20 protein-coding genes are annotated in these 22,346 nt (G+C 72.4%); 9 read left to right on the plus strand and 11 right to left on the minus strand.

The features are described from left to right. Window positions 1–60: 60 nt before the first annotated feature. On the minus strand, window positions 61–1,509 hold the full coding sequence (dacB, locus tag ACZ60Q_RS25645) for a D-alanyl-D-alanine carboxypeptidase/D-alanyl-D-alanine endopeptidase (protein ID WP_469639045.1): 1,449 nt from the start codon (window positions 1,507–1,509) through the stop codon (window positions 61–63). Between the two features lie 113 nt (window positions 1,510–1,622). Here dacB and ACZ60Q_RS25650 point away from each other — a divergent pair, with 113 nt between their 5' ends. Together ACZ60Q_RS25650 and ACZ60Q_RS25655 are read left to right on the plus strand one after the other, a co-directional pair. Continuing rightward, window positions 1,623–2,117, plus strand: a complete 495-nt coding sequence (locus tag ACZ60Q_RS25650) for an inorganic diphosphatase (protein WP_018959738.1) — start codon at window positions 1,623–1,625, stop codon at window positions 2,115–2,117. 211 nt (window positions 2,118–2,328) lie between these two features. Further along, on the plus strand, window positions 2,329–4,032 hold the full coding sequence (locus tag ACZ60Q_RS25655; RefSeq protein ID WP_469639048.1) for a threonine/serine exporter family protein: 1,704 nt from the start codon (window positions 2,329–2,331) through the stop codon (window positions 4,030–4,032). A 125-nt stretch (window positions 4,033–4,157) separates the two neighbouring features. Here the strand turns inward: ACZ60Q_RS25655 and ACZ60Q_RS25660 are convergent, their stop codons facing one another. Next, window positions 4,158–4,883 (minus strand): DedA family protein, encoded by a 726-nt coding sequence (locus ACZ60Q_RS25660; protein ID WP_469639050.1) that lies wholly within the window; start codon window positions 4,881–4,883, stop codon window positions 4,158–4,160. Between the two features lie 151 nt (window positions 4,884–5,034). Here ACZ60Q_RS25660 and ACZ60Q_RS25665 point away from each other — a divergent pair, with 151 nt between their 5' ends. The 4 genes from ACZ60Q_RS25665 to ACZ60Q_RS25680 all read left to right on the plus strand — a co-directional run bounded on the left by ACZ60Q_RS25665 (window position 5,035) and on the right by ACZ60Q_RS25680 (window position 9,142). Then, window positions 5,035–5,400 carry a YbjQ family protein gene (locus tag ACZ60Q_RS25665; protein ID WP_469639053.1) on the plus strand — a complete coding sequence of 122 codons (366 nt, stop codon included), beginning with the start codon at window positions 5,035–5,037 and terminating at the stop codon, window positions 5,398–5,400. Between the two features lie 192 nt (window positions 5,401–5,592). Further along, complete coding sequence (locus ACZ60Q_RS25670; protein ID WP_469639055.1) at window positions 5,593–6,885, plus strand: ion channel protein; 1,293 nt, start codon at window positions 5,593–5,595, stop codon at window positions 6,883–6,885. Window positions 6,886–7,049: 164 nt separating this feature from the next. Continuing rightward, a complete protein-coding gene (gene wrbA / locus ACZ60Q_RS25675; protein WP_469639058.1) occupies window positions 7,050–7,673 on the plus strand; it encodes an NAD(P)H:quinone oxidoreductase in 624 nt (207 codons plus the stop codon). A gap of 41 nt (window positions 7,674–7,714) precedes the next feature. Next, a complete protein-coding gene (locus tag ACZ60Q_RS25680; RefSeq protein ID WP_469639061.1) occupies window positions 7,715–9,142 on the plus strand; it encodes a glutamate decarboxylase in 1,428 nt (475 codons plus the stop codon). Window positions 9,143–9,155: 13 nt separating this feature from the next. Here the strand turns inward: ACZ60Q_RS25680 and ACZ60Q_RS25685 are convergent, their stop codons facing one another. The 5 genes from ACZ60Q_RS25685 to ACZ60Q_RS25705 form a co-directional block, all read right to left on the minus strand. Further along, window positions 9,156–10,010, minus strand: a complete 855-nt coding sequence (locus ACZ60Q_RS25685) for an ABC transporter permease (protein ID WP_469639064.1) — start codon at window positions 10,008–10,010, stop codon at window positions 9,156–9,158. Then, window positions 10,007–10,972 (minus strand): ATP-binding cassette domain-containing protein, encoded by a 966-nt coding sequence (locus ACZ60Q_RS25690; protein WP_469639067.1) that lies wholly within the window; start codon window positions 10,970–10,972, stop codon window positions 10,007–10,009. The genes ACZ60Q_RS25685 and ACZ60Q_RS25690 overlap by 4 nt, the downstream gene beginning before the upstream one ends. Before the next feature lie 77 nt (window positions 10,973–11,049). After that, window positions 11,050–11,691 carry a PadR family transcriptional regulator gene (locus ACZ60Q_RS25695; protein WP_469639070.1) on the minus strand — a complete coding sequence of 214 codons (642 nt, stop codon included), beginning with the start codon at window positions 11,689–11,691 and terminating at the stop codon, window positions 11,050–11,052. A 198-nt stretch (window positions 11,692–11,889) separates the two neighbouring features. Beyond that, entirely contained in the window at window positions 11,890–13,347 is a 1,458-nt protein-coding gene (locus ACZ60Q_RS25700) for an aldehyde dehydrogenase family protein (RefSeq protein ID WP_469639074.1), read from the minus strand. A gap of 58 nt (window positions 13,348–13,405) precedes the next feature. Then, window positions 13,406–14,269 carry a helix-turn-helix domain-containing protein gene (locus ACZ60Q_RS25705; protein WP_469639077.1) on the minus strand — a complete coding sequence of 288 codons (864 nt, stop codon included), beginning with the start codon at window positions 14,267–14,269 and terminating at the stop codon, window positions 13,406–13,408. A gap of 335 nt (window positions 14,270–14,604) precedes the next feature. Between ACZ60Q_RS25705 and ACZ60Q_RS25710 the strand changes: the two genes are divergently transcribed. Beyond that, a complete protein-coding gene (locus tag ACZ60Q_RS25710) occupies window positions 14,605–15,132 on the plus strand; it encodes an ATP-binding protein (RefSeq protein ID WP_469639080.1) in 528 nt (175 codons plus the stop codon). 36 nt (window positions 15,133–15,168) lie between these two features. Here the strand turns inward: ACZ60Q_RS25710 and ACZ60Q_RS25715 are convergent, their stop codons facing one another. Beyond that, on the minus strand, window positions 15,169–15,411 hold the full coding sequence (locus tag ACZ60Q_RS25715; protein ID WP_003968242.1) for a DUF397 domain-containing protein: 243 nt from the start codon (window positions 15,409–15,411) through the stop codon (window positions 15,169–15,171). 255 nt (window positions 15,412–15,666) lie between these two features. Between ACZ60Q_RS25715 and ACZ60Q_RS25720 the strand changes: the two genes are divergently transcribed. Continuing rightward, entirely contained in the window at window positions 15,667–16,185 is a 519-nt protein-coding gene (locus ACZ60Q_RS25720; protein ID WP_469639083.1) for a hypothetical protein, read from the plus strand. Window positions 16,186–16,220: 35 nt separating this feature from the next. Here the strand turns inward: ACZ60Q_RS25720 and ACZ60Q_RS25725 are convergent, their stop codons facing one another. Genes ACZ60Q_RS25725 through ACZ60Q_RS25735 form a run of 3 tightly spaced genes read right to left on the minus strand, consistent with a single transcriptional unit; the run spans window position 16,221 to window position 20,508 of the window. Next, on the minus strand, window positions 16,221–18,347 hold the full coding sequence (locus ACZ60Q_RS25725; RefSeq protein WP_469639086.1) for an FUSC family protein: 2,127 nt from the start codon (window positions 18,345–18,347) through the stop codon (window positions 16,221–16,223). Window positions 18,348–18,386: 39 nt separating this feature from the next. Further along, on the minus strand, window positions 18,387–19,559 hold the full coding sequence (locus ACZ60Q_RS25730) for a DUF2786 domain-containing protein (RefSeq protein WP_469639089.1): 1,173 nt from the start codon (window positions 19,557–19,559) through the stop codon (window positions 18,387–18,389). Window positions 19,560–19,593: 34 nt separating this feature from the next. Next, window positions 19,594–20,508, minus strand: coding sequence for an NADP-dependent oxidoreductase (locus ACZ60Q_RS25735; protein ID WP_469639092.1), 915 nt, complete (start codon window positions 20,506–20,508; stop codon window positions 19,594–19,596). A gap of 126 nt (window positions 20,509–20,634) precedes the next feature. On the opposite strand from ACZ60Q_RS25735, the gene ACZ60Q_RS25740 reads away from it, so the two are divergent. After that, window positions 20,635–22,311, plus strand: coding sequence for a bifunctional 3'-5' exonuclease/DNA polymerase (locus tag ACZ60Q_RS25740; RefSeq protein WP_469639095.1), 1,677 nt, complete (start codon window positions 20,635–20,637; stop codon window positions 22,309–22,311). Window positions 22,312–22,346 lie beyond the last annotated feature (35 nt).

Below are 22,346 nucleotides of genomic sequence, written 5' to 3' on the forward strand. Positions count from 1 at the left end.
ACGTGAGCCCGTCGCCCGGTGGTGGGGTCTTGCACGGCTCTTCGGGTGGTGGAGGGCCGCTCAGCGGGCCGGGAGGGCGAGTGCGGTGGCCAGGGCGTCGAGGGCGGGTTCGGCCTCGGCCGCGGAGAGGCTGCCGGAGGCGAGGAAGGCGAAGGCGAGCAGGCGGCCCCGGGGGTCGACGACGGTTCCCGCGAGGGAGTTGACGCCGCTGAGGGTGCCGGTCTTGGCGCGGATCAGTCCGGTGCCTTCGGAGCCGTGCTCGTAGCGGCCGTCGAGGGTGCCGCTGAATCCGGCGATCGGGAGGCCGGTGAGGACCGGGCGCAGTCCGGGGCGGTCGGGGTCGGCGGCGCGGGCGAGGAGCGCGGTGAGGAGGGCGGGGGTGACCCGGTCCTCGCGGTCGAGGCCGCTGCCGTCGGCGAGGCGGGCCCCGGTCACCGGGACTCCCAGCTTCTTCAGTTCGTTGGTGACGGCGCGACGGGCTCCGGCGAAGTCGGCGCTCTCGCCCTTGGCGATGGCGGTCTGCCGGGCGAGGGCCTCGGCGATGTCGTTGTCGCTGTTGGTGAGGGTGCGCTCGACGAGGGCGGCGAGCGGGGCCGAGTGGTGGGTGGCGACGGTGCGGGCCTCGGCGGCCGGACGGGCCTCACCGGGTGTGCCGGTGACCTTGACCCCGGCCTTCTTCAGTTCCGCGGCGAAGGCGCGGGCCGCGTCACCGGCGGGGTCCTCGGTGCGCTCGGCGGGGCCGCGGTCCGTGTCGTCCAGGCGCCCCTCGTTGACCATCAGGGCGGTGACGGGGGCGATGTTGTCGTTGGGGCTGATCGGGTGGAGCACGGGGCCGGTGTAGCGGGAGGTGTCGTACGTGAGGCGTACGGAGGCCCCGCTCTCCTCGCGCAGGGCCTCGGCGGTCTCGGCGGCCATCGAGCGCAGGGCCGCCCTGCTGAGGGTGGGGTCGCCGCCGCCGACGAGGGTGAGGGTGCGGGAGTCGGGGGACAGCGCGGCGGTGGTGGCGATGCGGTGGTCGGGGCCCAGGACGGAGAGCGCGGCGGTGGTGGTGGCGATCTTGATGGTGGAGGCCGGGGTCATCGGGGCGGTGGCACCGGTTCCGTACAGCTGCTTGCCGGTGGCGGTGTCGATGACCGACGCGGCGACCTTGTCGCCGAGTTCGGGCACGCCGATGAGCGGGGCGAGGGTGTCGCGGAGCGCGGCGGCGTCCTGAAGGGCGTCGCGGGTGGTGGTGCCGAGGGCCGGGAGGACGGCCGGGGCGCTGGGGGCCGGGCGGGGGTCGTCGGGCGTCGGGCGGCCGTGATGTGCGCCACCTGTTCGCTCCGCGGTGACTGCCAGTGCCCGCTCGGCCTTACGCTGACCGTTGTCCCAGGGGCCGGCGGCGAGGACGGCGCCGGCAGCGACGACCAGGCCGAGCGTGGCGGAGCCTGCGATGACCTGCCAGGTGTACGACCCGTTGTGTCTGTTCTTCAGGACCTTCAGCCTGCCCCACGGGTCCGACGGGCGCATCGACGGTCTATCCACCGGCTCGGCCACCGTTGACCAGCCCCTTTCGCGAGCACTCTTCTGCGTGGGGGACACTTAATCACCAGTCGTATGTGTTGATCATGGAGGAGCCACCCGTGGAGTTCGACGTCACCATCGAGATCCCGAAGGGTTCGCGGAACAAGTACGAGGTGGACCACGAGACCGGTCGGATCCGCCTGGACCGTCGACTCTTCACCTCGACCAGCTACCCGGCCGACTACGGCTTCGTCGAGAACACCCTCGGCGAGGACGGCGACCCGCTGGACGCGCTGGTCATTCTGGATGAGCCGACCTTCCCCGGTTGCCTCATCAAGTGCCGCGCCATCGGTATGTTCCGGATGACCGACGAGGCGGGCGGCGACGACAAGCTGCTCTGCGTCCCGGCGTCCGACCCGCGGGTGGAGCACCTGCGCGACATCCACCACGTGTCGGAGTTCGACCGCCTGGAGATCCAGCACTTCTTCGAGGTCTACAAGGACCTGGAGCCGGGCAAGTCCGTCGAGGGCGCCGACTGGGTCGGCCGTACCGAGGCGGAGGCCGAGATCGAGGCCTCGTACAAGCGTCTTGAGGCCCAGGGCGGCGCGCACTGACGTCCCTCTTCCGGTTCCGTTTGTGAGCCGGACGGCCGTCCCGGAACGGGCGGTACACCTTCGCGGGTGTGCCGCCCGTTTCGCTGTCCGCACCTCCGCGCGTGCGGGCCCATGTCTTCCGCGCGTGCGGGACCCATGCCCGTGGCCATACTGGGCACACGTGCGGCGGGGTACTCCCCAGGGACATGCGGTCGAGGAGGAGCGAGGTCGAGTGGTGGCGGAATCGGGCGGTCCTGAGGACCAGAAGCCCCAGTCCGACGAGGCGCGGAACGCTTTCTCTCCCCCCGCGGGAACGATGCATCCGGTGTCGCCGCCCGAGGAGGACCATCCGACGTCGGAGTTCGCGCTGCCGACCGGTGTGCACCAGGATCAGGGCGGTCAGGCCGCTTCGGGCGGCGGCTCCGGGGGCGGTACGAACTCCGACACGCTGAGTTCCGCTTTCACCCCGCCGAGCACGTATCAGGCCCAGCAGTCACCGACCGCGTTCACCCCGGCGCAGGGCATTCCGATGGTCAGGCTGACCAAGGAGGCGCCCTGGCAGGACCGGATGCGCACGATGCTGCGGATGCCGGTGACCGAGCGCCCGGCAGCGGAGTCCATCCAGCGCACGGACGACGAAACGGGTCCCGCCGTACCGCGCGTGCTCGACCTGACGCTGCGTATCGGGGAGCTGCTGCTGGCGGGCGGCGAGGGCGCCGAGGACGTCGAGGCGGCGATGTTCGCGGTGACCCGGTCCTACGGTCTGGACCGCTGCGAGCCGACGGTCACGTTCACGCTGCTGTCCATCTCGCACCAGCCGTCGCTGGTCGACGACCCGGTGACGGCAAGCCGTACGGTACGCCGCCGGGGCACCGACTACACCCGTCTGGCGGCCGTGTTCCGGCTGGTCGACGACATCACCAGCACGGACACCGAGATCTCGCTGGAGGAGGCCTACCGGCGGCTCGCGGAGATCCGCCGTAATCGCCACCCGTATCCGGGCTGGGTGCTGACCTCGGCCGCCGGGCTGCTGGCCGGTTCGGCCTCCGTGCTGGTCGGCGGCGGCCTGCTGGTGTTCGTCGTGGCGGCGGCGGGCGCGATGCTCGGCGACCGGCTCGCGTGGCTGTGCGCCGGTCGCGGGCTGCCGGAGTTCTACCAGTTCACGGTGGCCGCGATGCCGCCCGCCGCGATGGGGGTGGCACTGACACTGACCCATTCGACGGACATCCGGCCGTCCGCGGTGATCACCGGTGGGCTGTTCGCGCTGTTGCCGGGGCGGGCCCTGGTGGCGGGGGTGCAGGACGGGCTGACCGGCTACTACATCACCGCCTCGGCCCGCCTCCTGGAGGTCATGTACTTCTTCATCGGGATCGTCGCGGGCGTGCTGATCGTCCTGTATCTGGGGCTCCAGCTGGGGGCCCAGCTCAATCCCGAGGCCCGGTTCGTGGCATACGACGAACCGGCGGTCCAGATCCTGGCGTCGATGGGGCTGAGCCTGGCCTTCGCGGTGCTGCTCCAGCAGGAGCGGTCGACCGTGCTCGCGGTCACCCTGAACGGCGGCGTGGCCTGGATCATCTTCGGGGCGATGGCCCGGACCGGGGGCATCTCGCCGGTCGCGGCGACGGCGGTGGCGGCCGGTCTGGTGGGGCTGTTCGGCCAGTTGTTCTCCCGCTACCGGTTCACCTCCTCGCTGCCGTACATCACGGCGGCGATCGGGCCGCTGCTGCCCGGTTCGGCGACGTACTTCGGTCTGCTGGGCGTGGCGCAGAACGAGCTGGACATGGGGCTCGCCTCGCTGTCGACGGCGGTCGCGACGGCGCTGGCCATCGCGATCGGGGTGAACCTGGGGAGTGAGATCTCGCGGCTGTTCATAGGGGCGCCGGGCGCGGTCGGCGGGGCGAGCCGCCGGGCGGCGAAGCGGACCAGGGGGTTCTGAGCGCGCGGACCCGGGGGCCCGTGCGAACCCCGCGCGGCCCCGTGCCCCGTACGGCGAAGGTGCCCCTCCCCCGGACCCGGGGAGGGGCACCTTCGGTGGGTACGTACGTGGTGTGCGGCGTGGGCTCAGCGCTTGGCGTGCCGGCCGCGCTGGCCGTTGGAAGGGCCGTTGCCGCCCGCCGGGGGGCGGCCGGAGCCGTCGCCCTCCAGTGCCTGGGCCGCGGCGGCCTTCTTGCCCTGGCTGCGGGCCCGCAGCACCTCGACCACGATCGGCACCACGGAGATGAGCACGATCAGGATGAGGATCATCTCGATGTGCTCGTGTACGAAGTCGATCTTGCCGAGCATCGCGCCGAGCACGGTGACGCCGACGCCCCAGAGGATCGCGCCGACGATGTTGTACGTGATGAAGGAGCGGTAGTTCATCCGGCTGACGCCCGCGATGATCGGCGTGAAGGTGCGCACGATGGGCACGAAGCGCGCCAGGACCAGGGACTTCGGGCCGTGCTTCTCGAAGAACTCGTGGGCCTTCTCCACGTTCTCCTGCTTGAAGAGACGGGAGTCGGGGCGCTTGAAGAGGGCCGGGCCGACCTTGCGGCCGAAGAGATAGCCCACCTGGTCGCCGACGATCGCGGCGACGGCGACCAGCGTGCAGACCAGCCAGAGCGGGTACTTCAGCTGCCCCGTGGTCACCAGCAGCCCCGTGGTGAACAGGAGCGAGTCGCCGGGCAGGAAGAAGCCGATCAGGAGGCCGGACTCGGCGAAGACGATGAGGAGGAGGCCGGGGAGTCCGAACGTGTTGAGCAGATAGTCCGGGTCCAGCCAGCTCGGTCCGAGCGCAAGCGTATTCAAGGGTCCGGGCTCCAGGAGGATGGGTACGGTGACGGCTCTGTGGCTGCCCAAGCTATCAACGCCCGGCCGATGCCCTGGGTTCCAGTGGCGCACAGCGGGAATGCGCATCCCATGGAGCGGCCCGAAGCTGATCACAGGAGGTGCCACAAACATGGGCATTGAGGAATTCGGCGGCGGCCAGGCGGCCCAGGCGGACGTGCTGGTCGTCACCACGAACGACGTACCCGGCTATCAGGTGACGCAGGTCATCGGCGAGGTCTTCGGGCTGACCGTACGGTCGCGTCACCTCGGCAGCCAGATCGGCGCCGGGCTGAAGTCGATGATCGGCGGCGAGCTGAAGGGGCTGACCAAGACGCTGGTCGAGACCCGCAACCAGGCGATGGAGCGGCTCGTGGAGCAGGCCAGGGCCCGGGGCGCCAACGCGGTCCTGATGATGCGCTTCGATGTCAGCGAGGCGGCGGACGTCGGCACGGAGGTCTGCGCGTACGGGACGGCCGCGGTGATCAGCAAGACGTGACGCGGGCGCGGGCCGGGCCCCGGACCAGGTGCGACACGGCATGAGCCAGGCCCCGGACCAGGTGCGACACGGCATGAGCCAGGCCCCGGACCAGGTGCGGCACGAACGGGCCGGGCCCCGGACCGGTGCGACGCGGTGCCACCCGGACCACCCTTGGGCGTTATATCCGCTTTGCCGCCCTAGGGTTGCCCGGTGGCCCCTGATTCCCCCGCGCCCCCGCCGGCTCACCCGCACCCTCCGGCCGCCCCGGCCCGGCGGCTGCTGCCGCTCGTGCTGCCCGCGATCGCCGTCGGCGTCGTCTGCGCGCTGATCCTGCTCGGGGTGAGCCTCCTGGCGGAGGAGCTCCAGGACGTGCTCTGGAAGGTCCTGCCCGACGCGCTCGGGGTGGGGCGGTACTCCTCGCTGTGGATGATCGTGATGCTCACCGCGACCGGCCTCGCGGTGGGGCTCGTGCTGCGGGCCGTGCCCGGTCACGGCGGGCCGGACCCGGCCACCACCGGGCTGGTGGACGCGCCGATGAGGCCCGGCATCGTGCCCGGGCTGCTCCTGGTGACCACCCTGGCGCTGGCGGGCGGGGTGAGCCTGGGACCGGAGAACCCGATCACCGCCGCCAACATCGCGCTGGCCTTCTGGCTCGGCCGGCGGTTCGCGCCCGGGGCGCCGGGCGAGCTGTGGGTGGCGCTCGCCGCGGCCGGAACGATCGGGGCCCTCTTCGGGACTCCGGTCGCCGCCGCGCTGGTCCTCTCCGAGACGCTGGCCTCACAGCCGGGCCCCGGGGCGTTCTGGGACCGGCTGTTCGCCCCGCTCGCGGCCGGCACGGCGGGCGCGCTGACCATGTCGCTGCTCGCGCACCCCAGCTTCGACCTGTCCCTCCCGGCGTACTCCGGACCGCACTGGGGCGATCTGCTCTCCGCCCTGGTGATCGCCTCGGCGGGCGCACTCCTCGGCCTGCTCGCGGTGTACGCCTTCCCGGTGGCCCACCGGGTCTTCACGGCGCTGCGGCGTCCGGTGCTCGCCCTGACGCTGGGCGGGCTGGTGCTGGGGCTGCTCGGCGCGCTGGGCGGCCACCTCACCCTCTTCAAGGGGCTCGACGAGGTGAAGGTGCTCGCCGGGGACCCGGACGGCTGGTCGGCCGGGGAGTTCGCGGGGATGGCGGTGGTGAAGACGGCTGCCCTCGTGATCGCCGCGGCCTGCGGCTTCCGGGGCGGGCGGATCTTCCCGGCGGTCTTCGCGGGGGTGTCCCTCGGGCTCTGCGCCCACGCGCTCGTCGACGCGGTCCCGCCGTCGCTCGCGGTCTCCTGCGCGGTGCTGGGCATCTTGCTGGCCGTCACCCGGCAGGGCTGGGTGAGCCTGTTCACCGCGGCGGTGATGGTCGGCGACGCGTCCGTGCTGCCTCTGCTGTGTGCGGCCACCCTGCCCGCCTGGCTGCTGGTCACCGGCCGGGCCCAGATGCAGTTGGACGGGGACGGGAAGTCGCTGCGCTGAGCGGGCGGAGGCCCCGCGCGAGGCGGCACAGGACGTCACGGAGAAGGCCCCGTCCGGCGCGCCGGACGCACGGAACCTCCGTATCGTCTACTGCGTGCGGTATGACCCGTTCCGTGCAATTTGCCCCTTTGTGCTCCCATGCTGCTTCGACGGAGGTCTCCCGTATGCCCGCTCCCGTCAACGTCGCCGTCATCTACTACTCCTCCACCGGCACCGTCGCGGCGATCGCGAAGGCCATCGCCGGGGACGCGGAGCGGGCCGGGGCGCGGGTGCGGCTGCGCCGGGCGGCGGAACTCGCCCCGCAGGCCGCCATCGACTCCAACCCGGCGTGGGCCGAGAACGTGACCGCGACCGCGGACGTCCCCGAGGTCTCGCAGGAGGACATGGCGTGGGCGGACGCGGTGATCTTCGGTTCGCCGACCCGGTACGGGAACATCACCGCCCAGCTGAAGCAGTTCATCGACACGCTCGGCGGAATGTGGCAGGCGGGGCAGCTCGCCGACAAGGTCTACAGCGGCTTCACCTCCAGCGCCACCACCCACGGCGGCCAGGAGTCCACGCTGCTCGCGCTCTACAACACGATCCACCACTTCGGCGGCATTCTCGTCACCCCCGGGTACACCGACCCCACGAAGTTCGTGGACGGCAACCCGTACGGCACCTCCCACGTCGCCGGGCAGGGCGACATCCCGGTCGGCGAGCAGACCCTGACCGCCGCCCGGGTGCAGGCCGAGCGGGTCGTGAAGTTCACCCGGGCGATCAAGGCGGGCCTGGCCGCCGAGAGCTGACCCGCACCCCGACCGCTTCGGCCGAGAGAAGGGCTTCCACCATGCCGCTCCACCGCGGTGCCCACCCGGAACAGGACGAACCCTCCGAGGAGCGGCGCAGGCTCGCCCTGAACCCGTTCTTCGGCGAGGCGGACCCGACGGCCGCGATGAACACCGCGCCGCCCCGGCACCGGCTGCCCGACGGGCCGCTGCCGCCGCTGACGGCGTACCGGCTGGTCCACGACGAGCTGATGCTCGACGGGAACTCGCGCCTCAACCTGGCCACGTTCGTGACCACCTGGATGGAGCCGCAGGCCGGCGTCCTGATGGGTGAGTGCCGGGACAAGAACATGATCGACAAGGACGAGTACCCGCGCACCGCCGAGCTGGAGCGGCGCTGTGTGGCGATGCTCGCCGACCTGTGGAACGCACCGGATCCGCGGTCGACCGTGGGGTGTTCGACCACCGGGTCGAGCGAGGCGTGCATGCTCGCGGGGCTCGCCCTGAAGCGGCGCTGGGCGAAGCGGAACGCGGACCGCTACCCCGCGACGGCCCGGCCCAATCTGGTGATGGGCGTCAATGTGCAGGTCTGCTGGGAGAAGTTCTGCGAGTTCTGGGAGGTGGAGGCCCGGCTCGTCCCCATGGAGGGCGAGCGGTTCCACCTCGACCCGGCGGCCGCCGCCGAGCTCTGCGACGAGAACACCATCGGGGTCGTGGGCATCCTCGGCTCCACCTTCGACGGGTCCTACGAACCGATCGCGGAGCTGTGCGCGGCTCTGGACGCCCTCCGGGAGCGGACCGGCCTCGACATCCCGGTCCATGTGGACGGGGCGTCCGGGGCGATGGTGGCACCCTTCCTCGACCCGGACCTGGTGTGGGACTTCCGGCTGCCGAGGGTGGCGTCGATCAACACCTCGGGCCACAAGTACGGCCTCGTCTACCCGGGGGTCGGCTGGGCGCTGTGGCGTACGGCGGACGCGCTGCCCGAGGAGCTGGTCTTCCGGGTGAACTACCTGGGTGGCGACATGCCGACGTTCGCGCTGAACTTCTCCCGGCCCGGGGCGCAGGTGGTCGCGCAGTACTACACGTTCCTGCGCCTCGGGCACGAGGGCTACCGGGCGGTCCAGCAGGCCTCCCGGGACGTGGCCCGCTCGCTGGCCCGCGCGGTGGAGGAGCTGGGCGACTTCCGGCTGCTGACCCGGGGCGACGAGCTGCCGGTGTTCGCCTTCACGACGAACAGCGACGTCCACGCGTACGACGTGTTCGACGTGTCCCGCCGACTGCGGGAGCACGGCTGGCTGGTGCCCGCGTACACCTTCCCCGCCAACCGGCAGGACCTGTCGGTGCTGCGGGTGGTGTGCCGCAACGGGTTCTCCTCGGACCTGGCCGAGCTGCTGGTCGAGGACCTGAAGCTGCTGCTTCCCGAACTCCGGGACCAGAAACACCCGTTGAGTCATGACCGGGCGGTCCCGACGGCCTTCCACCACTGACGCCCCTGATCTTCTACCGGCTGAGCCGCGCGAACCTGCCGACCGCCAGCGGGAAGAACACCGCGATGATGGCCACCGGCCACAGCACCGCGAGGAGTTGGGCGTGCTCGGCCGCCCAGGAACCGGTCGCGCCGCCCGGATTGCCGAACAGCTCCCGTACGGCGGTGGCCGTGGCGGACATCGGGTTCCACTCGACCACCGCGCCCAGCCGGCCCGGCATGGACTCGGGGGCGGCGAAGACGTTGGAGAGGAAGCCGACCGGCCAGACCAGGATCTGGACCGCCGAGACCATCTCCGGCCGCCCCGCCACCATGGCCAGCAGGATGCCGACCCAGAGCATCGCGAACCGCAGCAGGAGCAGCAGCCCGAACGCTCCTAGCGCGGCGGCGGCCCCGTGGTGCCAGCGCCAGCCGACCGCGTACCCGACCCCGGTCATCACCGCGAGCGCGGCCGTCGACTGGAGCATGTCCGCGGCGCTGCGGCCGACCAGGACGGCGCCGGGGACCATCGGCATCGAGCGGAAACGGTCGATGACGCCCTTGCCGAGGTCCTGGGTGACCGCGAGCATCGTGCTCTCCAGGCCGAAGGCCATGGTCAGCGCGAGCATCCCGGGGACCAGGAACTCGGTGGGGTCACCGTCCACGCCCCGGCCGCCGCCGACCAGATACGTGAACATCAGCAGCAGCATCACCGGGAAGACCAGGCCGACGAGCACCTCGACGGGTTGCCTGGCCCAGTGCGCCAGTTCGCGGCGGGTCATCGTCCAGGAGTCGGCCAGGGCCCAGCCGAGCCGGGAGGACGCCCCGCCCGGTCCGGGGCCGCCGCGCCCGGCGCCGACCGGTCCGGGGGCCGTCGTCGTCGCGCTCATGCCGCCACCTCCGTCTTCTCCGTACGCCGTTCGTCGACGGGCTGCCCGGTCAGCGACAGGAACACCTCGTCCAGGGTGGGGCGGCGCACCGCGATGTCCTCCGCCTCGATGCCCGCCTCCGCCAGCACCCGCACCGTCCGGGCCAGGGACGCCATCCGGTCCGGGGCGGGCGCGCCGATCCGTCGCCGGTCCGCGTCCAGCACCAGGTCCGCGCCCCCGAGCAGGGCGCCCGCTTCCACCAGCCGGGACGCGTCACGCAGGACGATGTCGATCCGGTCGCCGCCGACGAGGGCCTTCAGCTCGTCGGGGGTGCCCTCGGCGACCGTCCGGCCGCCGTCGATCAGGGAGATCCGGTCGGCCAGCTGGTCCGCCTCCTCCAGGTACTGCGTGGTCAGCAGCACCGTGGTGCCGCCGCCCACCAGGGACCGCACCGCGTCCCACACCTCGGTCCGGCCACGCGGGTCGAGGCCGATCGTCGGCTCGTCCAGGAACAGCACGTCCGGATCGGTGATCAGCGAAGCGGCCAGGTCGAGGCGCCTGCGCATGCCGCCGCTGTACCGCTTGACGGCCTTGCGCCCGGTGTCCGCGAGACCGAACCGTTCCAGCAGCTCGTCCGCCCGGCTGCCCGCCCGGCGTGCGCTCAGGTGGTACAGCCGCCCGAACATCTCCAGGTTCTGCCGTCCGCCGAGCTGCTCGTCCACCGCCGCGTGCTGGCCGAGCAGCCCGATCCTGCGCCGCACCTCCCCCGCCCGCTCGCGCACGTCGAGGCCGGCCACGGTCACCCGGCCCGCGTCGTAGCGCAGCAGCGTCGACATGATCCGTACGGCGGTGGTCTTGCCCGCCCCGTTGGGGCCGAGCACTCCGTGCACGGTGCCGCCGCCGACGGCCAGGTCCAGTCCGTCCAGGGCGCGCTTCTCCCCGTACCGCTTGTGCACGCCGTCCATGACGATCGCTTCGGTCACGATGCCCACGCCCTCTCGTAGTCAAACTTGACTAGCAGGCCAAAGGTAAGCCTCCGACCCTCATTCGTCAAACTTGATTAGTCGCGGTCCCCCGGATCGGGGACACCGGTGGCGTAGGGGTTCTCCTCGCCGTCGGCGAGCACTCCGACGAACGGGTCACCCTCGCCCGCGAAGGTGTACGCGCCGCCCTCGATGCGGGCGATCAGGCCCCGGGTCCACTCCGCGCCGGAGTCGGCCGAGTGCACCCACAGGTTCATGATCTCGCCGATGTGGCCGAGGGATTCGGGACCGTCCGCAGGCGTGTAGTACTCGGTGACCGAGTCCCGCCACCCCTTGATGGTCTCGATCCGCTCCTTGAGCAGCCCGACCGCCTCCTCGCGGGGCAGGTCGACGATGAACCCGACCGCCGCCGAGAGGACGTCGGTGTTCTGGTCGTAGGCGCGGATGGCGTCCCGCAGCAGGGTGCGGTACTCCGCCAGCCCCTCGTCCGTAACCTCGTACTCGGTGCGCGGCGGGCCCCCGACCGTGGAGGGGGCCGTCTCGTGCGCGAGGAGCAGTCCCTGCTTCGCCATCTGCTTCAGGGCGTGGTAGATCGACCCGGGCTTGGCGTTGGACCACTCGTGCGCGCCCCAGTACTCCAGGTCGTTGCGGACCTGATAGCCGTGTGCGCGGCCGTGCATGCGCACGGCGCCGAGGACCAGCAGTCGGATAGCGGACATGACACCCAGCACCCCTCTTCCTATTCAACTTTGACTAGGGTAGCCCGCCCGCTTGCGGACAGCCGGTCGGTGGGTCCTCCCGCGCAACCACGTCCACGCGGCGGCGCCGGGCGTCCCGCCGGGCGCCTACCGCACCACGTTCCGGGGGCCGGGGCCGGGGAATTGAGGAAGGCGGAGGGCGGAAGGCGGAGAGCCTCGTCAGAACGGGTAGACCGAGCGGCCGTGCTGGATCGACATCCACCGCTGGGTGGTGAACGCCTCGACGACGGCCTCGCCGTTCACCCGTCCCACCCCGGATGTCTTCTCGCCGCCGAACGCGACCAGCGGATCGTCCTGCACGGTGGAGTCGTTGACGTGGAACATCCCGCTGACGATCCGCTGCGCGAACTTCACCCCGCGCTCCGCGTCCCGGGTGTGCACCGCGCCGCTGAGGCCGTACGGGCCCTCGTTGACGAGCCGCACGGCCTCCTCCTCGCCGTCGAACGTCATCAGCAGGGCCACCGGGCCGAGGATCTCCTGGTGAAGCAGCGGGGAGTCCTCCGCGAGTCCGGTCAGGACGGTCGGGGAGACGACGTTGCCGACGGTCGGGCCACGCACGAGCGCCGTCGCGCCGTCCGCGACCGCCCGTTCCACCAGGGCGTCCAGCGCATCGGCCTGGAAGGCGTTGATGACCGGTCCGATCCGGGTCTCCGGGTCCCTCGGGTCCCCGGTCTTCAGGGCGGCCACCTCGGCGGTGAACCGCTCGGTGAACTCCGCCGCCACCGACCGGTCCACCAGGATCCGGTTGGCCGCCATGCTGAGCTGCCCCTGGTGCAGGAAGCGGCTGAAGACGGCCGCCCGGACCGCGTAGTCGACGTCGGCGTCCTCCAGCACCACCAAGGCGCTGTTCCCGCTCAGTTCGAGGATGGTCCGCTTGAAGGCACCCGCCGCGGTGGCGGCGATGTGCCGGCCGACCCGGTCCGATCCGGTGAACGAGATCACCTTGGGCACGGGGTGCTCGATGAACGCGTCACCGATCTCGGCGCTGTCGGTGATCACCACGTTGAGCAGCCCGGCGGGCAGCCCCGCGTCCTCGAAGATCTTCGCGATCAGACCGCCGCCCACGACGGGCGCGTTCTGGTGGGGTTTCACGACGACCGCGTTGCCGAGCGCCAGGGCGGGCGCGACGGACTTCATCGTCACCAGGAAAGGGAAGTTGAAGGCGCTGATGACGCCCACGACGCCGACGGGCAGCCGGTAGAGCCGGTTCTCCCGGCCGTCCCCCACGGCGGGCAGCAGCCGCCCGGTGGGCCGCAGTGCCTGGCGGACCGCCTCGCGCAGGAACTCCGTCGCGCCCCGGACCTCGTGCTGGGCCCGCAGCCGGGTGCCGCCCAGCTCGTCGATGATCGCCTCGACGATCTCCTCCGTGCGCTCACCGGTGACGCGGAGCGCGCGCTCGAGGACGGCGCGACGCTCATACGGATTGACGGCGGCCCATTCCCGCTGGGCCCGCTCGGCGGCCCGGTAGGCCCGGTCGACCTCCAGCGCGGTGGCCACGGTGACGGCGGCGAGTTTCTCACCGTTGTAGGGATTGAAATCGATGATGTCCCACGAGCCGCTGCCGGTCAGCCACTCGCCGTCGATGTACTGGTGGGCCAGTTCATGGAAGAAGGACATGCAATCCCTTACTGCAGGCGTTCGCAGACTCCTGATGCGACGTCATCGTACTGAGAAATTACGCCAGTTGGAGTAGACCACGCAGAAGATCCCGACTGTCTTCCGGTGTGGGGCTGTCCTGGGCGAGGCCCGCCATGGCCTTTTCGTACTGCGCGACTTCCTCGGGCTTGTCCAGATAGAGCGCGCTCGTCAGCTGCTCCAAATAGACAATGTCCGACAGATCGGATTCCGGGAAACGCAGCATCGTGAATGATCCGCTCTCGCCGGCATGACCGCCGTGACTGAAGGGCATGACCTGGAGCGTGATGTTCGGCTGCTCCGACATATCGATCAGATGCCGCAATTGGGCACGCATGACGTCCCGTTCGCCGTACGGGCGGCGCAGTGCCGCCTCGTCGAGAACGGCGTGGAACGCCGGGGCGCGCTCCGAGACGAGGGCCTTCTGGCGTTCCAGACGCAGGGCCACCCGGCGGTCGATCTCGGCGGGCGAGGCTCCGCGCATCCCGCGCGAGACGACGGCATGGGCGTATGCCTCGGTCTGCAACAGCCCGTGCACGAACTGCACTTCATAGATACGGATGATGGACGCGGCACCCTCCAGGCCGATGTACGTCTGGAACCAGCCGGGCAGCACGTCTCCGTAACTGTGCCACCAGCCCGCCACGTTGGCCTCACGGGCCAGGCCGAGGAGGGAGTCGCGCTCCGCCTCGTCCGCGACTCCGTAGAGCGTGAGCAGGTCCTCGACGTCCCTGGCCTTGAAGCTCACCCGTCCCAACTCCATGCGGCTGATCTTCGATTCGGAGGCCCGGATCGAGTAGCCGGCCGCCTCACGGGTGATTCCGCGCGACTCCCGCAGTCTCCTGAGCTGAGAGCCCAGGAGGATGCGTCGCACCACCGATCCACTCGACTCGCCTGCCGACACTGGTCCGACCCTCCCCATCACGGTCCCTGGCATCCGGAGCCCCCCAACCCCGAGAGCCGGATTCTGCCACCAAAACGCTTCAGCCCGTACTCATTCGATTACGGAAATGGGAAGACGTCCAGAAACCTCCGAAACTGACCCCGGGAAGAAATACCCCAGAACCACCACGCTATCGGGCAGGTCCGGCGCGTGCACGTGCATCTGCCCTTGCATCTGCCCTGCGCATTCGGAACCATGGTCCTCGCGCACCTGCGTGCTCGTGTTGTGCCGCTGTACCCCCCGCAGTACCGCTACAGGCAGTGCCGCTACAGCCGCGAATCCCGGGAGTGCCTCGCATGGGGACGAATGGATCGACGACGCTCGAGCCGTTACGGCAGGGGCTTCCCCCCACCGACCCCTCAGGGGTTGCCGGATCGGCGTCCTGCGCTCTGCCCGCACGCTACGAAGCGGTCGGCGGGGCGCGGAAGTTCACCCGGTCGACGCTGGAGCGATGGGAGCTGGGCGACCGTTTCGACGATGTCGCCCTGGTGGTGTCCGAACTCGTCACCAACGCCCTGCGCCACGCGTTGCCCGGCGATCCGCCCCGGGAGTTCCAGGACCCGCCGGTGCGACTGCACCTGATGCGCTGGACCTCGCGACTGGTGTGCGCGGTGCGCGACCCCAGCCGGGAGAGCCCCGTGGCGGGCGAGGCCGCGGATTCGGCCGAATCGGGCCGCGGGCTGTTCCTGGTGGAATGCGTCAGCGACAGCTGGGGCTGGCACCCCTCTCCCGTACCGCTCGGGGAGCTGCCCTCCGGCCCGCTGCACGGCAAGGTCGTCTGGGCCCTGTTCCGCCTCCAGGAGAACCCGAAGCCGGGCTCGTGAGTACCCCGGTCCGGCCCATGACGGGCCGGACCCGCGTCAGGCGCCGGCGGCGAGATGGTCGAACTCGCCGTCCTTGACGCCGAGCAGCAGCGCCTCTATCTCCGCGGGCGTATAGACGAGGGCGGGACCGTCGGGGTGACGGGAGTTCCGCATCGCCACATTCCCTCCGGGCAGCCGCGCGAACTCCACACAGGATCCCTGGGAGTTGCTGTGTCTGCTCTTCTGCCAGACGACTCCGCGAAGCTCTGTGGCCGCCATGCCGTTGTACACGTGGTGCACAGGACGCTCCCCGATTTGCAAGGTGCAAGTGTCAACTAGCTCGGATCATAGCTCTGTTCATATGCCAATGCATGAGCAGATGCACGTGCACGCGGGGTGTTCCTTTGATTACAGGCTTATCCGCCCCGGTCGCGCCCTCCGGGAAGAGAGACGAACGGCACGCCTATTTCGCTCCCGCTCACGGGAGTTGATCCGCGGGGGCCTTGGTAACGTGGCGCGGTCTTTCGACCGGAAAACAGCAAGGGGGAACTCCACGTGACCAGGTCTCTACGCACCGGCGCCATCACCGTCGCCGCTCTGGCCGCCTCACTGGCGCTGACCGCATGCGGCGGCGACGACGCGAGCAGGGATTCCGGCGCGGATTCCGCGGCGAGCGCGACTGCCGGGAGCGGCGGCGACAGCGGTTCCGGGGAGTCGGCCGGGAGCGGTGCCGTGGACGCCGCGGCGCTGGAGGGCACCTGGGTGGGGCTGACGGACGCGAAGAACGTCACCGTCTCCATCAGCTCCCGCAAGGTCGCCCTCGTCGCCGACCGGGCCGTGTGCCAGGGCGATGTGAAGGACATGGGCGGCGAACCGATGCTGGCGCTGAAGTGCACCGGCGGCTCCGCCGACCGCACGATGGGCGCGATCGAATCCGTGGACGGCACGAAGCTGGTCCTCTCGTGGGACGGCGGCGTCGAGGACACCCTCGCCAGGGCCGACCCGGGCAAACTGCCGAGCGCCATGCCCTCGCTCCCCGACCTCCCCGACCTGCCCGAGGTCCCCGCGCCGTGACGCCCGCCGGGGCCTGACGCCCGGCCGGGGGCCGTTCAGCTCTCGGCCAGCGTGCTGCTGACGCGGGTGGAGCCGCCCCGCTCGTCCAGGGCGCGGGTGAACTCCTCCAGCGCCTCCAGGAGCAGCGCCGCGCCCCGGCGCACGACCGGGTCGCCGACCGGCGTCGTGCCGTCGTCCGTCGGAGTGGGCATGTCCCAGTGGGCCACCGCGTCCACCACCGGCTGCCAGTCGGGCAGCCGGCGCTCCCGTACCGCCCTGGCGCCCTTCTCGGTGGCCCGGCGCAACGCCTCGGCCAGCTGCGCGGCGCCGGGCACCGGGTCGGCCGACCGGGTCGGCAGATGGGCCTCCAGGACCATCGCGGACCGGCCCAGCTGCGCCAGCGCGTGCTGGGCGTCGGTGGCGGCGGCCCGGGAGATGCCCCGGTGGCGTACGGGCTCGTGCTGGGCGGTCTCCAGCGCCTCCTGCCACGCCACACGTGCCTCCCGGGTGGCGATCAGGGCGTCCCGGACGTCCTCGGCGTCCCGGGAGGCGGGGTCCGCGTACCGGTCGACGACCGTGGCCGCGTACCGCCCGTCCGCCACCAGCCACTCGGCCAGCCGGTTGCGCAGCCGCGGGGTCTCCCAGGCCGGGTAGACGGCGTACGAGATCATCGCGAGGAGTCCGCCGACGAGCGTCAGCACGACGCGTTCGGTGATGGTCTGGGACCAGTCGTCGCCGGCCATGCCGAGCAGGAAGACGACGTACGCGGCGACGCAGACCTGGCCGACCGCGTAACCGGTGCGCATCAGCAGGTACATCAGCCCGGCGCAGATCACCGCGAGGAGCGCGGAGAGCCGGGCGTCGGGGTGGGCGGCCTGCACGATCGCGGTGGCCAGCCCGACGCCGACCAGGGTGCCTCCGAAGCGTCCCGCCGAGCGGGCGTACGTCTGCGAGAACTCGGGCCGCATCACCATGACGGCGGTCATCGGGGCCCAGTAGCCGTGGCCGAGCGGCACGGCCTGCCCGACGAAGTACCCGGCCACGGCGACCACCGCGACCCGGATGGCGTGGCGCATGATCGGCGAACCGTGGTGCAGCTCGCGGCGCATCGCGGCCAGCACCACCGGGACCAGTCTCAGCAGCGTGGGCCGGTGCCGGGTGTCCGGGGCGAGGTCGGAGGGGACCCCACTGTCGGTCCCGGTGCCCTCCGCGATCTCCAGGACGTCGTCGAGCAGGGCCGCGAGCCGGTCGGCTGCCCGGCGGGCGGGGCCGACGAGGATCACGTCGTTGTCCGGGGTCTTCAGGACGCCCAGGTCGGTGGCGGAGAGATGGACGGGTTCGCCGTGCCGGACGGCCCGCGCGGCGGCGTCCAGGACCGATCCGGCCGCGCCCAGCAGCTCGTTCACCCAGAGCCGCTCCAGCCCCTCGCCCGGCACCCCCATCGCCGGGTCCGCGAGCGAGGCCAGTACCGGGCGCAGCCGTTCGGCGACCCCCCGGGCCCCGTGCAGTTCGGCCGGGCGGCGGCGGGCCTCACGCGGGGTGACGGCGGCGGCGCTGCGGGCGGTCATCAGGGGCAGCGGGTCGAAGGGGGCGACCGGGTCGTGCCGCAGCCGCCGGGCGTAGTCGGCCTCGGCGGCCAGGGCGTCGGCGAGCGCGTCGCGCTGGGCGCCCCATCTGCGGACCGGGAAGAGGACGATCAGTGCCGCCTGCACGAAGCCGCCGACGGCGATCATCCCCGCGTGGGCGGCGGCGTCCTCGACCGAGGTGGGCAGGGTGATGGTCACCAGCATGATCGCGACGTTGGACGCGGCGATGATGCCGCCCGTGGGGCCCGCCGCCCAGGCGAGTCCGGCGAGGAAGGTCCAGGCGCCGAGCAGACAGAGGAAGAGCACGACGTGCGCGCCGCTGACGTAGCCGACGAACGTGGTGACGGCGAGGCTCACGCCGGAGACCAGGGCGAGGACGGGGCGCGGCCGCCAGCTGCGCTGGAAGGTGGCGACGGCCGCCTGGAACGCGCCGAACGCGGAGCTCGCCGCGATCTCCGGCCCGAACAGCACGAGGCTGACCCCGACGACGAGGGCGAGGCCGGCCGCACCGCGCAGGGCGATGAGGGGTTCCAGCCTCTGCCGCTCGATCTCCAGCCCCGAGCGGGCGGTCTCCTTCAGCGCCCGGAGCCAGCTCATGGGCCGAGCCTAACCCGAGCAATCTCGGACAAGCCCGCCTTACGGCACGATTTCGCCTTCGGGTCCCCGGGGCGTGCCGCCCATGCGGGCCCGGTCGGCGGCCTCGGTGCCGTGCGTCCAGCCGTCCAGGTCGCTGACGCCACGGACCCGGGTGGTCGTGGTCCTCGGGAACATCCGCCCGGCGGTGTCGGTGACCGCGACGTCCCGGGCGGCCAGCACCGGCAGCAGCTCGCCGGCCGGGCCCGCGCCGGCCTCGTCCGCCGCCGCCGTGGCCCGCTCGGCGCTGTCGGCGAGCCGACGGCCGAGCCGCTGGGCGTACCCCATCAGGAACGCCTGCCGGAAGGTCTTGGTCCGCTTGCGTCCCCCGGCGCGCTGCCCGGCCTCCGCCCGGGTCATCGCGGCCGTCCCCTGGACGAGCAGCGAGGTGAACAGCAGCTCGACGGCCTCCAGATCCGGCTCGAAGCCGACGACCGCGGTGAAGCCGAGATCGTCGTTCCACACGGCCCGGCAGCGGTTCGCGGAGGCGACGGCGTCGAGCAGGATCGCCTTGGCGCTCTCGTACGGGGGCTCCACCCCGATCCGGCAGGCCCCGGGCGTCTCACGGCTCCGCGTCCGGGCGGCGAGGAGAGCCTCGTCGACGCTGTGCCGGGCCATCAGCTCCTGCGCCTTGGTGGTCAGCGCCTCGGCCTCCTCCGGGAAGCCGGTCGCCTCCGCCTTCGCCAGCAGTGCCCGGATCCGGGTGAGCATGCGGGGCTCGTCGGCCGCGGGCGGCCGGTGCAGGTGGTCGGCGGCGGCGCCGGGCGGGGGTCCCACGGGCTCGATGGCGGGCAGCCGCAGCAGCAGCCGGTACAGCTCCAGCAGGTCACCCGCGTAACGGAACCGGTCGGGGTGGTTGCGCGGCACGGGGGCGGGCAGCCCGGCGAGCTGCTGGAGCCAGCGGGGCGGCAGCTCCGCGTACCGGGCGGTCTCCGAGGCGATCAGGGTCGCGGCCAGCGCCGCCCGCCGCTCGTCCAGCTCGTGGCGGACGTACCGGACCAGATCGGCCGGGTGCCAGCCCCGGTCCCACGCCCGGCGCACGAACTCCTCGCCGCGCCGGTGCGCCTCCGCGTCCGCCTCCGGGGCGGCGGCGAGCAGGGAGGCCCCGGTGTCCAGGGCGGCGTCGCCCTCCACATAGAGGGCCGCCGCGCACGCCCGGTCGATCACCGATTCCATCCGGCCAAGGGTAGGCGCACTGCCCGGGCACCCCTTACGGCAGCAGGACCAGCTTGCCCCGGACGTGGCCGCCCTCGCTCAGCGCGTGTGCGCTCGCGGCGTCGGCGAGCGGGAAGACCTGGGCGATCTCCACCCGCAGCTCACCGGCCTCCGCCAGCCGGGCGTTCTCCGCGAGGCGTTCTGCCGAGGGCCCGCCACCGCCGGAGGAGAAGGCGACACCCAGCTCGGCGGCGTCCCCGTCGGCGATGGTGACGATCCGGTCGGTCGTGCCGCCGCGCAGCTCGATGGAGGCGGGCAGCGCACCGCGCCCCGACGCGTCGAAGACCGCGTCCACCCCCTCCGGGGCCAGCTCCCGCACCCGCTCGACCAGCCCGTCCCCGTACGCCACCGGGACCGCGCCCAGCACCCGCAGATAGTCGTGGTTGGCCGGGGACGCGGTGCCGATGACGGTCGCGCCGCGGGCCACCGCGAGCTGTACGGCGACGGAGCCGACACCGCCGCCCGCCCCGTGCAGGAGCAGCGTCTCCCCCTCGGCCAAGGCCAGTTCGTCCAGGACCCGGGAGGCGGTGTCGGTCGCGACGGGCAGCGCCGCGGCCCGCTCCCAGGACAGCCCCTGCGGCTTGCGGGCGAGGGAGCCCGCGGCGGCCAGGGTCTCGGTGGCGTAGGAGCCGGTGGCGCTCCAGCCGAGGACCTCGTCACCGGGGGTGAACGCGGTGACGCCCTCCCCCGCCTCCTGGACCACCCCGGCGAACTCGGCACCGGGCGTGGCGGGCAGCGAGGTGGGGAAGGCGCCCTCCATCGAGCCGTTTCTGATCTTGTGGTCGATCGGGTTCACCCCGGCCGCCCGCACGGCGACCCGGACCTGTCCGGGGCCGGGGCGCGGCGGGTCGCGGCGCTCCAGGTGCAGCACGCCGGGGCCACCGAACTTCTCGTACACGATCGCTTCCATGGAGTGATCATCGCCGCCCCCGGAACGTCCGGCCACTCGGCGGAGCGAGTCGGCGGAGCGGGTCGCCGGGGCGGGTCGGGCCGCGGGTCCGGGGTGCTGTCAGTGGCGGGTGCCAGACTCGCACCCATGACCGAACGGTGGGCGGTGGCGGCTGTGGACGGGGGCGGGGCGCTGCTCGCGCCGCTGGCCCGCGACGGCATGCCCGCCGGGCCGGTCCTCGCCGAACCCGACCTCGTCGAGGCGGTCCGCTCCCGGCCCGATGTGGTGCGCTGGGTGTGGCGGTCGACCGCCGGGATCTACCCCCGGCTGCTGGCCGCCGGGGTCCGCGTCGAGCGGTGCTACGACATCGAGTGCGCCGAGCTGCTGCTGCTCGGGCACGCCGGCCGGCTCGGCGAGCCCCGGTCCGCCGCCGCCGCGCTGGCCCGGCTCGACAACGCGCCGGTGCCGCCGGACCCGCCCGCCCGGTCCGCCGAACCGGGCGCGCAGTCCTCCCTCTTCGAGCCGCCGTCGGGCCCCGGGGTGCCGTTCGAGGGGCTGCTCCGGGTCTACGCGGACCAGCTGCGCCGCCACGACGCGGCGGAGCACCCGGACCGGATGCGCCTGCTGACCGCGGCGGAGTCGGCGGGGATGCTCGTGGCCGCCGAGATGTACCGGGCCGGGCTGCCCTGGCGCGCCGATGTCCACCGGAAGGTGCTGAGCGGGCTGCTCGGCGAGCGGTACGCGGGCGGCGGCGAGCCCCGCAGACTCGCCGAGCTGGCGGACGAGGTGTCGGCGGCGTTCGGCCGAAGGGTCCGCCCCGACCTGCCCGCCGATGTGGTGAAGGCGTTCGCGCAGGCGGGGATCTCGGTGAAGTCGACCCGGCGGTGGGAGCTGGAGGAGCTGGACCATCCGGCGGTCGAGCCGCTGATCGCGTACAAGAAGCTGTACCGGATCTGGACGGCGCACGGCTGGTCCTGGCTCCAGGACTGGGTGCGCGATGGCCGTTTCCGCCCCGAGTACCAGCCGGGCGGCACGGTCAGCGGCCGGTGGACGACCAACGGCGGCGGGGCCCTCCAGATCCCCAAGGTGATACGGCAGGCCGTCGTCGCCGACGAGGGATGGTGCCTCGTCGTGGCGGACGCCGACCAGATGGAGCCCCGGGTGCTGGCGGCGATCTCCCGCGACCGGGGCCTGATGGAGGTGGCCGGTCATGACGGCGACCTCTACAAGGCCCTGTCCGACCGGGCGTTCTCCGGCGACCGCGACCACGCCAAGCTGGCGCTGCTCGGTGCGATCTACGGCCAGACGTCCGGGGACGGGCTGAAGAACCTGGCCGCCCTGCGCCGCCGCTTCCCGCTCGCCGTCGCCTATGTCGACGACGCGGCGCGGGCGGGCGAGGAGGGGCGGGTGGTGCGGACCTGGCTGGGCCGGACCAGCCCGCCGGTCGCGCCGGAGGGCCAGGACGAGGAGGCGGGCCTTCCGCAGGAGGGCCCCGAGGGTTCCGGGGCGGCCTCCGACGGCGGTCCGGCGCGGGCCCGGGGGCGCTTCACCCGTAACTTCGTGGTGCAGGGCAGTGCGGCCGACTGGGCGCTGCTGCTGCTGGCCGCGCTGCGCCGGGCGCTCTTCGAGCAGGGGCTGCGGGCGCAGTTGGTGTTCTTCCAGCACGACGAGGTGATCGTGCACTGCCCGGCCGGGGAGAGTGCCGCCGTCGCCGAGGCGATCCGCGCGGCGGGCGAGCTGGCCGGGCGGACCGCCTTCGGTCGGACGCCGGTGCGGTTCCCCTTCACGACGGCGGTGGTGGAGCGGTACGCCGACGCGAAGTGACGCCGCGGCCGCACCGGGAGGACGGCGGCGCTCTC

It is taken from the genome of Streptomyces sp. NPDC104313, from assembly GCF_055583985.1.

Excerpts from the sequence above, each read along its gene's own strand:
- wrbA (WP_469639058.1), top strand. The coding sequence starts at position 7,050 with ATGCCCGCTCCCGTCAACGTCGCCGTCATCTACTACTCCTCCACCGGC.
- dacB (WP_469639045.1), bottom strand. The coding sequence starts at position 1,509 with ATGCGCCCGTCGGACCCGTGGGGCAGGCTGAAGGTCCTGAAGAACAGA.
- ACZ60Q_RS25740 (WP_469639095.1), top strand. The coding sequence starts at position 20,635 with ATGACCGAACGGTGGGCGGTGGCGGCTGTGGACGGGGGCGGGGCGCTG.
- ACZ60Q_RS25685 (WP_469639064.1), bottom strand. The coding sequence starts at position 10,010 with ATGAGCGCGACGACGACGGCCCCCGGACCGGTCGGCGCCGGGCGCGGC.
- ACZ60Q_RS25695 (WP_469639070.1), bottom strand. The coding sequence starts at position 11,691 with ATGTCCGCTATCCGACTGCTGGTCCTCGGCGCCGTGCGCATGCACGGC.
- ACZ60Q_RS25710 (WP_469639080.1), top strand. The coding sequence starts at position 14,605 with ATGGGGACGAATGGATCGACGACGCTCGAGCCGTTACGGCAGGGGCTT.
- ACZ60Q_RS25735 (WP_469639092.1), bottom strand. The coding sequence starts at position 20,508 with ATGGAAGCGATCGTGTACGAGAAGTTCGGTGGCCCCGGCGTGCTGCAC.
- ACZ60Q_RS25680 (WP_469639061.1), top strand. The coding sequence starts at position 7,715 with ATGCCGCTCCACCGCGGTGCCCACCCGGAACAGGACGAACCCTCCGAG.
- ACZ60Q_RS25700 (WP_469639074.1), bottom strand. The coding sequence starts at position 13,347 with ATGTCCTTCTTCCATGAACTGGCCCACCAGTACATCGACGGCGAGTGG.
- ACZ60Q_RS25725 (WP_469639086.1), bottom strand. The coding sequence starts at position 18,347 with ATGAGCTGGCTCCGGGCGCTGAAGGAGACCGCCCGCTCGGGGCTGGAG.
- ACZ60Q_RS25665 (WP_469639053.1), top strand. The coding sequence starts at position 5,035 with ATGGGCATTGAGGAATTCGGCGGCGGCCAGGCGGCCCAGGCGGACGTG.
- ACZ60Q_RS25730 (WP_469639089.1), bottom strand. The coding sequence starts at position 19,559 with ATGGAATCGGTGATCGACCGGGCGTGCGCGGCGGCCCTCTATGTGGAG.